The 13,941-nt window shown below is 74.4% G+C and carries 10 protein-coding genes; 5 read left to right on the top strand and 5 right to left on the bottom strand.

Going from position 1 to position 13,941, the window contains the following annotated elements:
• Position 1: 1 nt before the first annotated feature.
• Positions 2-937 carry a class I SAM-dependent methyltransferase gene (locus tag ACZ34W_RS08275; RefSeq protein WP_465602621.1) on the top strand — a complete coding sequence of 312 codons (936 nt, stop codon included), beginning with the start codon at positions 2-4 and terminating at the stop codon, positions 935-937.
• Positions 938-966: 29 nt separating this feature from the next.
• Here ACZ34W_RS08275 and ACZ34W_RS08280 read toward each other — a convergent pair whose 3' ends face one another.
• Both ACZ34W_RS08280 and ACZ34W_RS08285 read right to left on the bottom strand, forming a co-directional pair.
• Positions 967-1,788: an AfsR/SARP family transcriptional regulator gene (locus tag ACZ34W_RS08280; RefSeq protein WP_465602623.1), complete on the bottom strand. Its 822-nt coding sequence runs from the start codon at positions 1,786-1,788 to the stop codon at positions 967-969.
• A gap of 430 nt (positions 1,789-2,218) precedes the next feature.
• Positions 2,219-2,560, bottom strand: coding sequence for a hypothetical protein (locus ACZ34W_RS08285; protein ID WP_329486231.1), 342 nt, complete (start codon positions 2,558-2,560; stop codon positions 2,219-2,221).
• Between the two features lie 221 nt (positions 2,561-2,781).
• On the opposite strand from ACZ34W_RS08285, the gene ACZ34W_RS08290 reads away from it, so the two are divergent.
• A complete protein-coding gene (locus tag ACZ34W_RS08290; protein WP_465602625.1) occupies positions 2,782-4,452 on the top strand; it encodes an FAD-binding oxidoreductase in 1,671 nt (556 codons plus the stop codon).
• Between the two features lie 136 nt (positions 4,453-4,588).
• Here ACZ34W_RS08290 and ACZ34W_RS08295 read toward each other — a convergent pair whose 3' ends face one another.
• Positions 4,589-7,873 (bottom strand): AfsR/SARP family transcriptional regulator, encoded by a 3,285-nt coding sequence (locus tag ACZ34W_RS08295; RefSeq protein ID WP_465602627.1) that lies wholly within the window; start codon positions 7,871-7,873, stop codon positions 4,589-4,591.
• 899 nt (positions 7,874-8,772) lie between these two features.
• Here ACZ34W_RS08295 and ACZ34W_RS08300 point away from each other — a divergent pair.
• Complete coding sequence (locus tag ACZ34W_RS08300) at positions 8,773-10,104, top strand: LuxR C-terminal-related transcriptional regulator (protein ID WP_465602629.1); 1,332 nt, start codon at positions 8,773-8,775, stop codon at positions 10,102-10,104.
• 84 nt (positions 10,105-10,188) lie between these two features.
• Here the strand turns inward: ACZ34W_RS08300 and ACZ34W_RS08305 are convergent, their stop codons facing one another.
• A complete protein-coding gene (locus ACZ34W_RS08305) occupies positions 10,189-11,232 on the bottom strand; it encodes a ketoacyl-ACP synthase III family protein (protein WP_329486227.1) in 1,044 nt (347 codons plus the stop codon).
• 243 nt (positions 11,233-11,475) lie between these two features.
• On the opposite strand from ACZ34W_RS08305, the gene ACZ34W_RS08310 reads away from it, so the two are divergent.
• A complete protein-coding gene (locus ACZ34W_RS08310; RefSeq protein WP_465602631.1) occupies positions 11,476-12,177 on the top strand; it encodes an SDR family NAD(P)-dependent oxidoreductase in 702 nt (233 codons plus the stop codon).
• A 32-nt stretch (positions 12,178-12,209) separates the two neighbouring features.
• On the opposite strand, the gene ACZ34W_RS08315 is transcribed toward ACZ34W_RS08310, so the two are convergent.
• Positions 12,210-12,779 carry a TetR/AcrR family transcriptional regulator gene (locus tag ACZ34W_RS08315; protein WP_329486225.1) on the bottom strand — a complete coding sequence of 190 codons (570 nt, stop codon included), beginning with the start codon at positions 12,777-12,779 and terminating at the stop codon, positions 12,210-12,212.
• A 111-nt stretch (positions 12,780-12,890) separates the two neighbouring features.
• Between ACZ34W_RS08315 and ACZ34W_RS08320 the strand changes: the two genes are divergently transcribed.
• The gene (locus tag ACZ34W_RS08320) at positions 12,891-13,874 is read left to right on the top strand and encodes a quinone oxidoreductase family protein (RefSeq protein WP_329486224.1); all 984 of its coding nucleotides are present in this window, start codon (positions 12,891-12,893) and stop codon (positions 13,872-13,874) included.
• Positions 13,875-13,941: the final 67 nt, after the last annotated feature.

Consider the following 13,941-nt stretch of genomic DNA (forward strand, 5'->3'; position numbering starts at 1 on the left):
GATGGTGCTCAAGGATCTGCGGACCGCCGTCCGGACCGCCTCCGGCGTCGAACTGCTGGAGCGGCTGCCCGTGCTGCGCCGGCCGGTCGACTGGCTGGCGGAGCGACCCGTCCTGCACGGCCTGACGCTCTGGGCGTTCGGGCTGCGCAAGCCGCTCTTCTGGGACCACGTCGTCACCCCCGAGCCGCGCGCCGAACTCACCGAGGTGCGGGCCCTGTTGGAGAAGAACCGGGAGCGCTACGCGCAGCGGCTGACCGGCTTCCTGGAGCTGACCGAGCTGCTGCGGGGGATCCCGCTGAGCGGCACCGCGGCGGGCTCGACCCCGTACTGGAACAACGGATGGCTGCCTCCGCTGGACGCGCTCTCGCTCTACGGCTTCCTGGCCGAGGAGCGCCCGGCCCGGTACCTGGAGATCGGCTCCGGCAACTCCACCAAGTTCGCCCGCCGGGCGATCGAGGACCTCGGGCTGGCGACCCGGATCACCTCGATCGACCCGGCGCCGCGCGCCACCGTGGACCGGCTCTGCGACGAGGTCGTCCGCACCCCGCTGCAACACGCGGACCTCGGGGTCTTCGCCGCTCTGGAGCCCGGTGACATCGTCTTCTTCGACGGTTCGCACCGGCTGCACATGGGGTCGGACGTGGCGGTGTTCTTCTTCGAGGTGCTGCCCAGGCTCAAGCCCGGGGTGATCGTGCACGTCCACGACATCATGCTGCCCGCGGACTACCCGTACTCCTGGCGCTGGCGGCACTACTCCGAGCAGTACCTGCTCGCCGCCCTGCTGACGGCCGCCCCGGACCGCTTCGACCTGGAGCTGCCCGACGCCTTCGTGCACGCCGACCCGGAGCTGCGGAGGATCGCCGAGCCGCTCTGGCGCGCCCTCGGCGTCCGGGACCACTACGAGCCGGGCTCGTTCTGGTGGCGCCACCGGGGCTGAGCCCCCGTCCGGCCCGCGCGGCGGTGCGGCTACACCGGGCACCAGGAGGAGTGGACGGCGTCGCCCGCCCTGGTCCGGCGCCGCACCGCCGGCTCCCCGGGGGGCGGCGCCGCGGCCACGCCGAGCAGGATCTCCCGTTCCAGCGAACGCAGTTCGGGCCCCGGCTCGATGCCCAGCTCCTCGATCAGGGCGGTCCGGAGCCTGCGGTACACCGCCAGCGCCTCGGCCGTGCGGCCCGACCGGTGCAGGGCGAGCATCAGCCGGCCGTGCAGGTGCTCGCGGAACGGGTGCGCGCAGACCAGCTGCTCCAGCTCGCCGACCAGGTCCTGGTGCCGGCCCAGCCCGAGCTCCAGCCGGATCCGCTCCTCGACGGCGCGCAGCCGGCTCTCCTCCAGTTGGCGGGCCCAGGCCTCCACGGGCGGGCAGGCGAGCCCGGCCATCGCCGGGCCGGTCCACCGGGCGAGGGCCCGGCGCAGGCCGGCGACGGCCTCCTCCGGCGCGCCCTGGGCGGCCAGCAGCCGGGCCCGGGCGACCTCCTCGTTGAACGCCGAGGCGTCCAACTCGCCCGGGCCGACCCGGAGTCGGTACCCGTTCGGATGGGTCTCGATCACGGTCGGCGCACCCGCCTCGGCGAAGGCCCGGCGCAGCTGGGAGACGCAGATCCGGATCTGCGTCCGGGCGCTGGCGGGTGGCGCGGGGCCCCAGACGGTGTCCACCAGCCGGTCGAGCGGCACGACCCAGTTCGGGGTCAGGGCGAGGGTCGCCAGGACGATCTGCGACCGCCTGCCACCGAGGGCCACGGCGGTTCCGTCGACGTCGACACGAAGCGGTCCCAGGACATGCACGAGCACAACGATCTCCCCCGTATGAAGCTGTCACCTGTGCCGAAGTCCCGCTGCGGAAGCGGAGTTCGCCCCGCCGCCGGGGCGCCGCTCGCAGCATGGTATAGACCTATAAACGTGTCAAGGGCATCTCAAGCCCGCTCCCCGGCGGAGTCCGCGGCCGCTGCGGAGCCCGGGGGAGGCGGGCCCCACGGGCGTCGGACGGCCTCCGGCCGGCGGGTGGTCGGCGGGTGGGGGAGGGCGCGTGCGGGGCGTCGGCGGGCCGCTGGACGGGAGCGTCACGTCGAGGGCGTCGCGCCGGAGGCGTCACGGCGCGGTGGGGTGTCACGGTGGGGCGGGGCGGGGCGGAGTGGCACGGCGGGGCGGGGCGGTGGTCACGGCGGTGCGGGCGGACCCGCCCGGCCGGGTCCGCCCGCCCCCGCCGAGGCCCCGCGCCGGGTCAGGACCGGGTGTACACCTTCGGGTCCCGGTACAGCGAGGCCAGCACCTGGCCCGGGATCAGGAGCTCCTCGGCCCGGCTGCCGTCCAGGGTGCTGATGGCGGCGAGCGAGGCGTCGAAGTCGTCGGTCTCGATCTCGATCAGCGTCAGATGGCGGTAGTGGGCCTGCGAGTGTCCTTTGTCGGCGCCGATCTGTTCGTCGTTGAGCACCAGCCGGCGGATCGAAAGAACTCCCGGAACTTCGAGAATCTCCGGAATGTGGGTGTTCTCGTACCAGTCGTGGAAGTCCTTCTCCCGGCCCTCGTGCACGTTGCTCAGCACGGTGATGAGGTAAGTGGTCATGTCAATCCAACTCTCTTGCCACGCGCGGACATACCGTGAGGTCAGCCTCCCAGAAGGGTGGTGTTCCGGACGCCTTCGCGGGGGCGGGATAGGGGGTTCTTAGGGGGCCGGTTGACGGGTCCGCCGGACGTAGCATCATTTGGCCGAACGAGGTGGCCGGAATTCGACTTCGGGCCTTCTCGTGACATTCGGATGCGTGCTGTTGCCAGCAGGGGGATTTCATGGCGGAGTTGTCTCGTCGACGCTTTACATTGGCCGGACTCGGGGCGGCCGGACTCGGGATCGCCGCGACGGATCTCGTCGTGGGCGGCGGGGTCGCGGCGGCCGCGCCGGTGCCGGACGCCGGCGCCGACCAGTCGTGGCCGTTCCTGACCCAGGGCTTCGGCCCGGTCAGTGTCGCGCCCGGCGACCGGCGCTACCCGGACCTGCTGCTGCGCGGGTACAACCGCCGCTTCACCGGCAACCCCGACGCGGTGAAGCTGGTCGGCTCCACGAGCCAGGTCGTGCAGGCCGTCAACGAGGCCGTGGCGGCGGGCAAGCGGGTCACCGTGCGGGGCGGCGGCCACTGCCTGGAGAACTTCGTCGACGACCCGGACGTCCGGGTGGTCATCGACCTGTCCGAGATGCGCGCGGTGTACTTCGACGCCACGATGAACGCCTTCGCGGTCGAGGGCGGCGCGATCCTCTCGCAGGTCTACCGCACCCTCGATCTTGGCTGGGGCGTGACGATACCCGGCGGCTCCTGCCCGAGCGTCGGCGTCGGCGGCCACATCACCGGGGGCGGCTACGGCGTGCTGTCCCGCCTCTACGGCCTGGTCGCGGACAACCTCTACGCCGTCGAGGTCGTCGTGGTGGACGCCTTCGGCATGGCCCGCTCGGTGATCGCCACCTCCTCGGCGAACGACCCCAACCGGGACCTCTGGTGGGCCCACGCGGGCGGCGGCGGCGGGAACTTCGGCATCGTCACCCGGTTCTGGCTGCGCTCGCCCGGCGCGACCGGCACCGATCCGACCAAGCTGCTGCCCCCGACCCCGGGCGGCATCATGATCACCACGCTGTTCTGGGACTGGTCCCAGCTGGACGAGGCGGCGTTCACCACGCTCGTCACCAACTTCGGCACCTGGCACGAGCAGAACAGCGCACCGGGCGCCGCCGCCAACCAGCTCTGGGGCTCGCTCATCGCGATCCGCCAGGGCAAGGGCGGCGTCATCGTCCGGGCCCAGGTCGACCCGACCGTCACCGGCACCCAGCAGATGCTGACCGACTTCGCCGCCGCGATGACGAGGAACGTCGCCGCGGCCCCGGCGGCGAGCACCACGGGCAACCTGCCGTGGCTCTACACCACGACCACCAGCGCCTCCGAGGTGGCCGGCGTGTTCGGCATCCCGAGCCTGCTGCTGCGCTCGAAGACCAAGGGCGCCTACCACAAGAAGGGGTACACCCCCGACCAGCTGCGCACCGTCTACCGCTACCTGACCAGCCCCTCCTACACGTACGCCTCCGGTCTGATGGGCCTCTTCTCCTTCGGCGGGAAGGTCAACTCCTTCTCCCCGACCGCGACCGCGGTGCCGCACCGCGATTCGGTGATGCTCGCCTCCTTCTCCAACTACTGGTCCGACGCCGCGGACGAGACGCGCCAGCTGCAGTGGGTCCGGGAGCTCTACCGGGACGTCTACGCGACCACCGGCGGCGTGCCGGTGCCCAACGGCGTCACCGACGGGAACTACGTCAACTGGCCCGACGTCGACCTCGCCGACCCGGCCTGGAACACCTCGTCCGCCCCCTGGTCGACGATCTACTACAAGGACAACTACGCGCGGCTGCAGCAGATCAAGGCCGCCCGGGACCCGCGCGACATCTTCCACCACGCGCTGTCGGTCCGCCCGCAGTAGGGGGATGTTCGCAGGTGTTCGCAACGTAGCGTCGCGGCCCGGGCGGGACTTTGCACACACTCCCCGGGCCTGCCGGTCCGGCCGTTCCCGCCACGCGACGACGCGACGCGAACGGTCGGACCGGCCCCGGGCCCGCTCAGACCCGCCCCAGGTCCCTCGGGGCCGGGCGCTCGGCCGGGCCGCGCCGTCGGTCCGGCCCGGCCGGGCGCCACCCGCCGGAGTGCCGCCGGAGCTGGTCGGCCAGCCGGTCGTGCTCATGGGCGGCGTCCGGCGCGCCGAGCGCCCGGTGGGCCGAGGCGAGGCCGCGGTGCGCCCGGCCCTGGCGGTGGCGGTCGCCGGTCTCCTGACTGATGGCCAGGGCCCGGCCGTGCAGGTCCAGCGCCGCGGCCGGGTCGCCCCGCCGGCAGGCGACCTCGCCGAGCCCGCCGAGCGCCTGCCCTTCGAGGTCGCGGGTGCCGGTCTCGCGGGCGAGCGCGAGCGCCTGGTGGAGGTGGGTCAGGGCGGTGTCGTGGTCGCCGAGGCGTTCGTGGACGAGTCCGAGGCCGCAGAGCGCGTGGCCTTCGAGGTCGCGGGTGCTGGTGTCGCGGGCGAGGCCGAGGGCCTCGTGCAGGTGGGCCAGTGCGAGGGCGTGGTGGCCGAGGCGTTCGTGGACGAGTCCGAGGCCGCAGAGCGCGTGGCCTTCGAGGTCGCGGGTGCCGGTCTCGCGGGCGAGCGCGAGCGCCTGGTGGAGGTGGGTCAGGGCGGTGTCGAAGTCGCCGAGGCGCTGGTGCACGAGTCCGAGCCCGCAGAGGGTGTGGCCTTCGAGGTCGCGGGCGCCGGTCTCGCGGGCCAGGGCCAGGGCCCTGCGCAGGTCGTCGCAGGCCTGCTCGTAGTGGCCGGGGCCGCACTGCACCCGGCCGAGGTTGCTCAGCGCGTAGCCCTGGATGTCGCGGTCGTCGATCCGCTGGGCGATCACCAGGGCCTGGCGCAGGTGGATGACGGCGGTGGTGGAGCGGCCCAGGCGCTCGTGGACGAGGCCCAGACCGCACAGCGCGTAGCACTCCGCGCTCGGGGTGCCGGTGTCGCGGGCCAGGTCGAGGGCCTGGGCGAAGTGCGTGAGGGCGCTCTCGTAGCGGCCGAGCCGGTGGAGCACCAGGCCCATGTTGCTGAGCGTGCGGGCGTGCGTCACGTGGTCGCCGAGCTCGCGGGCGACGTCGAGGGCCTGGCGGAAGTGCGTGAGGGCGGTGTCGTAGCGGCCGAGCCGCTGGTTGGCCAGGCCCAGGCCGTACCGGGCGAGGTTCTCCAGCTCCCGGTCGTCGGTGTCGCGGGCCAGGGCGACGGTGCGGCTGTGCAACGAGAGCGCCTCGGCGTGCTGGCCGCGCAGGTGCAGGTAGTGGCGCAGCACGCGGAACAGGTCGGCGCTCTGGTCCGGCCAGCCGCGCCGGGCCGTCTCCGCCGCCGACAGCAGGTTCGGCCACTGCGCCTCCAACCACTCGGTGGCCTGGTCGAGTCCGGCCGGCGAGGCCGCGGGCCCGCCGGGGAGGAGCAGCGGCGGGCGGTCGCACCGCCACGGCGGGGAGACGATGTCCATGGCCACCGCCGCGGTGCGGCGGTAGTGGTCGAACAACCGGGTCAGCGCCGCCTGCCGCTCGGCCTCGCCGGCCTCGGTGGCGGCCAGGTGCACCGTGTAGGCGTGCAGCAGCGGGTGCAGCCGGTACTGCTCCTCGCGCGGCTGCTGGACCAGGTGCACGTCGAGCAGTTCCTCCAGCACGCGGTCCGCGGCCCGGCGGTCGATCCCGGCGGCGGCCGCCGCCGCGTCGGCGTCGAAGTCCGTCCCCGGGAGCACGCCCAGCAGGCGGAAGAGGTGCCGCGGTTCGGGGCCGAGCCGGCGGTAGGAGAGGTCGAAGGCGGCGGCGATGCCGCTCTCGGCGGTCTGCAGCTCGCCGAGCCGGCGCCGGTGGCTGCGCAGCCGGGAGGTGAGGTAGGCGACGGTCCAGGCGGGCCGGTGGCGCAGCCGGGCCGCCGTGACGTGGATGGCCAGCGGCAGGTACCCGCAGAGCCGGAGCAGCTCGGCGACGCCCTTGGGCTCGGCGGCCACCCGCCGGTCGCCCACGATCCGGTCGAGCAGGCGCTCCGCGTCGGCCGGCGGGAGCGGGTCCAGCGAGAGCACCGCGGCGGCGTCCAGGTCGGTGAGCCGGCTTCGGCTGGTGACCAGGATCAGGCAGTCGGCCGTCCCCGGCAGCAGCGGCCGGATCTGGGCGGAGCTGGCCGCGTCGTCCAGGACGAGGACCGCCCGCAGGCCGGCCAGCCTGGTGCGCCACAGCGCGGCCCGCTCCTCCAGGTCCTCGGGGACGGCGGCTCCCGTGACGTCCACCGAGCGCAGCAGCTTCTCCAGTGCCGCCCCCGGATCGAGGGGGGCCAGGCCGGGGGAGTGCGCGTGCAGGTCGAGGTAGAGCTGGGCGTCGGGGTAGCGCCCGGTCATCCGGTGGGCCAGGTGGACGGCGAGCGAGGTCTTGCCGACCCCGGCCATGCCGTCCACGGCGGCGAGCAGGACGTTGCTGGGCGCCGCCTGGTCGTGGTGGCCGGTCACCCGGTCGGCGAGGGTGTGCAGCTCCTGCTCCCGCCCGGTGAAGTGGCTGATGTCCTTGGGCAGGCTGTGCGGGGCGGGCGGCGCGAACGTGAAGGTCCGGGGGCGGCCGAGGGCCGCGTCGTTGGTGAGGATGCGCTGGCGTAACTCGCGCAGCTCCGGGACTGGTTCCAGGCCGAGCGCGTCCGCGAGCCGCCGCCGGGTGGACTCGTACACGGTGAGCGCGTGCGACTGGCGGCCGGAGAGGTAGAGGGCGAGCATGAGCTGGCCGGCCAGCCGCTCGCGCAGCGGGTGGGCGCTGAGCCAGTCGGTCAGCTCGGGGACGACGGCCTGGTGGTGGCCCTGCGCGAGTTCGAGGTCGACGCACTCCTCGATCGCGGTGAGCCGCTGCTCCTCCAGCCGCGAGGTGTGCGGCTGCAGGGCCGAGTTGTCCAGGCCGGCCAGGGCCGGTCCGCGCCACAGGGCGAGCCCGGCCCGGAACTCCTCGACCGCCGCGGCGAACTGCCCGGCGGCGGCGTGGTGCCGGGCCGCCGCGAGCGCGTGGGCGAACGCGGCCGCGTCGAGCTGGTCGTCGGGGACGTCGAGGCGGTAGCCGGTGGCGCCGACGGCGGTCGGCAGGGTGGTGACCCCGGCGGACTTGAGCAGACCGCGCAGCATGGAGACCGCGTTGCGGACCTGCTTCTCGGCCGTGCGGGGCGGATCGTCCCAGAGCGCGTCGACGAGCTCGCCGAGCGGCACGCTCTGATTGGCCTTCAGCAGGAGGAGGGCGAGCACCAGGTGTTGCCGGGGGCCCGCCAGGGGCACCTTGCGGTGGTTCGCCCCGACCTCCAGCGGTCCGAGAATGCGGAATTTCACTCAGCCTCCCCCGTTCTGACGCGCCGTCACCAAGTCCGTCGCGGGCTGTTCGCCACGATGCTACTTGGATTCAAACGGATCTTCGAATGCCATATTCCACGGTCGACAGTCGCGGCTCCGGCACGGGCGCGGGGCCGGTTCGGACACCACCGGCCCGCTTCGGGCCTGCCGGCGCGGGCGTGCGGCCGGGCTGCCGGGCCCTCGGACCAACGCGCCGGACGGTCCCGGAGTTTCCGTCCGAACGATCGGATCGCACCGGCTCCGGGGGAGGACCGCGCGGGGACGGCCGGAGGACGGCCGGAGGACGGCATCGGCCATGATGAGCGTCCGTAGAGGTAGACAGGTACCAGTGACGACGGGGGCCGCCACATGACCGAGACTTCACGACCGCCCGACACCGCGGAAGGCCGGCCGTTCGGCCGCCCGGGCGCGAACCCGCCGCCGTGGCCGCAGGCCTCGTGACCGCGCGCCGCCGCCCGGCCTGACCGGCCCGGTACCGCACGGCAGGCCCGCCCGGCACGTTCGGCCCGGTGCCCGTGCGCCCGGCGTCCGTCGGCCGCTCCCGCCCGGTCCGTCCGCGGCCGTCCTTCCTTCCGCTCCCGGCCACCCGTGGCCCGGCCCGGCGGCCCGACGTCCGCGTCGCGGCACCCGAGGCGCCGTCCCGGGGCGTCCTGGGAGCGTCCTCCCTCGTCCCTTCACCCCGATCGGCGGGCCGACCGCCGGACGACCGCCGCTTCCGGACGCCTTCGCGCCGGACGACGGGCTCCGTGCCGCACCCCGCCCCCGCCCGTACGTCACCCATGCCTGCCCCTGCGCGCCGGGCCGAGCCTGTGCTCCGGCCGTGCCCGCGCCATGACCGGACCATGCGGCCCGTGGTCCCGGAGGGATGCGAACCACCGATGAATCTTGTCGAACGACCCGAGACGGCCCCCGAGTTGCTCTGGCAGGCGAAGGACCTGCTGGCGGTGCTGGAGCGGCGGCGCGACGCGGGCGGCGCCCGGGACGACCAGCGTCACCTGGACGCGGCGGCCGACCGGCTGCTCGTCGCCTGTGAGTTCCCGAGCCTGCTGCGCGCGGTGGCCGCGGACGCGGAGCGCGTCCCGCCCGGCGGCCCGGCGGCCGGTGCGGGCGGGGAGGAGGACAGCGGCCCGGTCCGGCACCGGGCGGCCTGGGCCCTGGCGAGCCGGCTGCTCGGCGACCCGGGCCTGCCGGACCCGGCGGACGGCGCGGCCTCCGCGCTCTCCGCCTGCGCCTTCCGCGAGGACACCGCCTCGGCGGTGCTCGCGGCGGTCACGGCTCTGGTGCACAGCAACCGGCCGGAGGCGGCGATCTCCTGGTGCGACGCGGTGCTGCCGGACGCGGTCCGGCTCGCCGCCGACACCTGGGCGCCCCGGCTGCTGGCGGCCCGCGCGGAGGCCTCGCTGCACCGGGGCGACGTCCTGGTCGGGCTGGCCCGGGCGGAGGCGGTGCTGGACATGGTCCCGCCGCAGCGCCGGGGCGCCTGGATCGGCGGGCCGCTGGCCTGCCTGGTCGCCGGGTACACCGACCTCGCGGAGCCCGGCGCCGCGAAGGAGTGGGTGCGCCGCCCGGTGCCCGCGCCGATGTACGAGACCCGGCACTGCCTCGGCTACCTGTACGCCCGCGGGCACTTCCACCTCGCCGCCGGCGAGCACCGGTCCGCGCTGGCCGACTTCATGAGCTGCGGCCGGCTGCTGGCGTCCTGGGGGCTGGACCCGGACCTCTACGCCTGGCGGCTCGCGGCCGCCGCGGCCTACCTGGGCGTCGGCGACCACGACAACGCGCTCACCATGGTCGACTCCCAGCTGGACCGGGCGGTGCCGGCCGGCGACCGGTCCCGGGTGTTCGGCCGGGCGACGGCCCGCGGCCGGCGCCGGCAGGAGCTGCGCGAGGAGCTGTTCGCCACCCTTCAGGACACCTCGGGGCGGCCCGGGTTCCTCTCCTCGCTGCGGGCCCTGCAGTGGGGCGAGCTGCCCGGCGCCGCCCCGCACCGGGTCGCCCGCTACAAGGTGACGGACCGCTACGCGGGGTTCCTGGACCAGCTCAGCCCGTCGGAGCAGCGGGTGGCCCTGCTGGCCGCCCAGGGCGAGACCAACCAGCGGATCGCGCGCTCCCTGTCGATCACGGTCAGCACGGTGGAACAGCACCTGACCCGTACCTACCGCAAGCTGAGGGTGGCCGGCCGGAGCGAGCTGCGCAGGAAGCTGGGGTGAGCCGGATCGCGGCGGGGGCCCGGCGTTCGACCACTGCCTGCGGCGGTCGAACGCCGGGCCCCCGGGCGTTCCCGGCGGGTGGCGTCAGGGCAGCGGGATCGGGGCCGCCGTGGCGGGCAGTTCGTCCAGGACCTGCACGATCGCGCAGGCGAACGCCATGCCGACACCCGTGCCCAGCAGCATGACGTGGTCGCCCGGGTGGACCTCCCGCCCGGCGAGCAGCTGGTAGAGGCCGCAGACCTGGTCGCTGGCGCCGGTGTGGCCGAGCCGGCGGCCGAACTCCCACATGCCGAGCCGCAGATCGCCGTCGAAGGGCTCCAGGATGTGCTCGACGATGCTCCTGCGCCCGGCGCTCTGGTGGGTCACCCGGCTGATGTCGCCGGGCTTCAGACCGGCCTCGTCGAGCGTGCGGCGGATCAGCCCGGCCTCGGCCTGCCCGATGAGCCTCGCCATCTCGGCCTGGTCGCCCTGGAACGCCTCGACCCGCTCGCGCAGCCTGACCCGGTGTCCGATGGTGGCCCCGGGCGGAAAGAGCGCCTCCCCGCCGCGGTTCAGTTCCTCCAGGTCCGGCAGCGAGGAGGCGCAGACGTTCACCACCCGGGCGAAGCCCTGCCGGCGGGAGAGGACGAGGGCCGAGGCGGCGTCCCCGAACAGCGCCCACTTGGTGCCGCGCCAGCGGTCCATGAGCGGATGCGCCCAGTTGTCGGCGGCGGTGACGAGGGCGGCGCCGCGGTCCGGGGCGGCGGTGAGGTAGCAGCCGGCCAGTTCCAGGGCGGCGACCATGCCGCTGCAGCCCTGCCGGACCTCCAGCGCGGGGCCGTACCCGCCGACGGTGTGCCGCTGGACGTAGTGCGCCGGGGACCAGATGTCGGGGCCCTGGTGCCCGGCGCTGGCGTGCATCAGCACGGCGATGTCCGCCGCGTCGTGGTGGGACATCGCCAGCGCGTCCCGCCCGGCCCGGGCGGCCATGTCGGGTGCGGAGACGTCACCGGCGACGGCCACCGAGAGCCAGTCCGTCCCGGTCGCCAGCTCCTCGTCGCAGAGCCCCCGGGCGGCCGCGTCGGCGACGGTGACGAAGTCCGGGACGACGGCGGCGATGCCGTCCAGATAAAGGTCGTCGAATATCACGGAAACCTGCTCCCGGCGGGCTCGGACGGGTGATTCGAGGAAATGCCGGGACTTCCGGAAATCCTGCTCGGAAGGCGGCGGACAGTAGCATAACCGGGGTGTCGCGGTACTGGCAGCCCCTAAACAACCCCTACCGGGCCTATTTCCCGCGGAAAGGAACGGGAGCGGTGTGCAGAATAGCGATCGGCCGTGTTCGACGGAAATGGCCGCAGGGGTACCACCACCGCAGCCCGGGAGTCTGACGTGGAAGAGTCCGCAGTCGTCATAGTCGGGGCGAGCAGCGGCTTCGGCGCCGCGCTGGCCGAGGACCTCGCCGGCGCCGGCCGGACGGTGATCGCGGGCGCCCGCAGCGCCCGCCCGTCCGGTGGCGGCGTGCTGTACCGGCAGGTCGACGTGACCGACGAGGAGAGCGTCGCGGCGTTCTTCGCCCAGGTGGCGGAGGTCTCGCCGGCCCCGTACGGCCTGGTCTACAGCGCGGGCGACGCCTCGGCGGTCGGGTACGGCTGGGAGGTCGGCGCCGACGAGCTGAACCGGGTCTTCGACGCCACGTTCTTCGGGTTCGTCCGCTGTCTGCGCTACGCGGTGCCGCCGATGCGCGCGGCCGGGCGGGGCAGCGTGCTGGCCCTCGGCTCGCACAGCGCCCGGGTGCCGGTCGACATGCTCGGCGCGTACGCGTCGGCCAAGGCGGCGCTGGAGCACTACGTGCGCACGCTCGCCAAGGAGCTCACCGGGTCGGGCGTGCGGGCCAACGCGCTGGGCATCGTCGCGGAGACGGCGCTCTCCCGCGACTTCCTCACCCGCAAGGCGGACGCCCTGGGGCGCGAGACCCCGTACCCCACGCTGCCGGCGGTGCGGGACAACCTGCCGCTCGCCCGTTTCCTGCTCTCCGCCGAGTCCTCGCACGTCTCCGGCCAGGTGGTGGACGCGTTCCCGCCGGCCTGGTGACGCGGGCGGGCCCGGCGGCCCGGCCGGTGGGCTCAGCCGGGGGCGGTGAGCACCGAGTCGGTGAGCGCCAGCACCCCGGCGCGGACGGCGTCCATGGTCATCCCGGTGCCGACCAGCAGGTCGACGAACTCCGCGCGCGGCACGCCCAGGACGGCGTGGGCCATGAAGCCGGCGTCCACGCCCGGCCGCGCCTCGGCGATCGCCCGGGCGAGGGCGTCGTGCCAGAGCAGGTACCGGCCCACGTTGGCGTGCGAGCGGGAGGCGTTCTCCAGGGCGCGCAGCAGTGGGCCGCCGGGCACCACGACCTCGTCGAAGAGCTCGCCGACGAAGCGCAGCACGCGCTCCCGGGCGGGCACCTCCGGGTCGGCCAGCCGGTCGAGCGCGCCGTCCTGCCAGTCCTCCGTGAGCTGGTCGAACAGGGCGCCGATGAGGCCCTCGCGGTTCCCGAAGCGCCGGAACAGGGTGCCCTTGCCGACCCCGGCCGCCTCGGCGATCTCCTCCATCGAGACGTGCTCGACGCCGCCGTCCCGGAACAGCTGCTGGGCCGTGGCCAGGATCTTGCGCCGGTTGTGCGCGGCGTCCGCGCGCTCCCTGACGGCCACATGAGCTCCCTTGACATCCAGCGGTGATCCGGGGCTACGCTATCGCAACCAAGCGGACCGCCGGTCCGCTTATGGTGAAGTTCACGGCAGCTGAGTCAAGGAGACGCACCCATGCGTTCTGTTCGGTTCCACGAGTACGGTTCGCCCGAGGTCCTCAAGGTCGACGAGGTCCCGGACCCGGAGCCGGGCGAGGGCCAGCTGCTGGTCCGGGTGAGCGCGGCCGGGATCAGCTACGCCGAGACCCAGATCCGGTCCGGCCTGATGCAGCAGTTCGCCTGGTTCCCGGACCCGCCGCTGCCGTACGCCCCCGGCTTCGAGGTCGCGGGCACGGTCGTGCGGGTCGGCGCCGGTGTCGGTGACGAGTGGGTCGGCCGGAAGGTCGTCGGCGCCGCCCCGACCGCCGGTGGCTACTCCGAGCTGGCCGTCCTGCCCGCCGGCGCCGTCCAGGCGATCCCCGACGGGCTGGGGGAGCACGAGGCGCTGGCGCTCTTCGGCCAGGGCGTGGTCGCCGTCGGCGTGGCCGAGGTCGCCGCGATCCAGCCCAAGGACGTCGTGCTGGTCCAGTCCGCCGCCGGCGGTGTCGGCAGCCTGCTGGTCCAGCTGGCCAAGAACGCCGGCGCCGAGGTGATCGCGCTGGCCCGCGGCGAGAAGAAGCTCACCCTGGCCCGGGAGCTCGGGGCGGACCACGTCCTCGACTACACCGAGGAGGGCTGGGAGCAGCGCGTCCGCGACCTCGCCCCCGGCGGCGTCCAGGTCGCCTTCGACGGGGTCGGCGGCGAGATCTCCAAGGCCTCGTTCGACCTGCTGGCGATGGGCTTCGGCCGGCTGGTCGTCTACGGCACCGCCGGCGGCACCGCCCCGCAGTTCGACCCCGAGATGCTGTACGTCCGCGGCGTCTCGGTCTCCGGCTTCGGCCCGCGGGTCTTCCTGCAGCCCGAGTACGGGGCCCGGCTGCGCCAGACGGCCTTCGACCTCGCCGCGGCCGGCTCGCTGAAGCCGGTCGTCGGCCAGGTGTTCCCGCTGGCCGAGGCCGCCGCCGCGCACCGCGCGTTCGAGGAGCGCACCACCCTCGGCAAGGCCGTCCTGGTCCCGTAGTCCCCCCGGCGCGGTGGTCACGGCGGCGGCCGTGACCACCGCGCCGGTCACCCCTACGACGAATGCG

The organism is Kitasatospora sp. NPDC022856, assembly GCF_055561235.1.

Coding starts and splice junctions, on each gene's coding strand:
- ACZ34W_RS08320 (WP_329486224.1), top strand. CDS start 12,891: ATGCGTTCTGTTCGGTTCCACGAGTACGGTTCGCCCGAGGTCCTCAAG.
- ACZ34W_RS08300 (WP_465602629.1), top strand. CDS start 8,773: ATGAATCTTGTCGAACGACCCGAGACGGCCCCCGAGTTGCTCTGGCAG.
- ACZ34W_RS08275 (WP_465602621.1), top strand. CDS start 2: ATGGTGCTCAAGGATCTGCGGACCGCCGTCCGGACCGCCTCCGGCGTC.
- ACZ34W_RS08290 (WP_465602625.1), top strand. CDS start 2,782: ATGGCGGAGTTGTCTCGTCGACGCTTTACATTGGCCGGACTCGGGGCG.
- ACZ34W_RS08285 (WP_329486231.1), bottom strand. CDS start 2,560: ATGACCACTTACCTCATCACCGTGCTGAGCAACGTGCACGAGGGCCGG.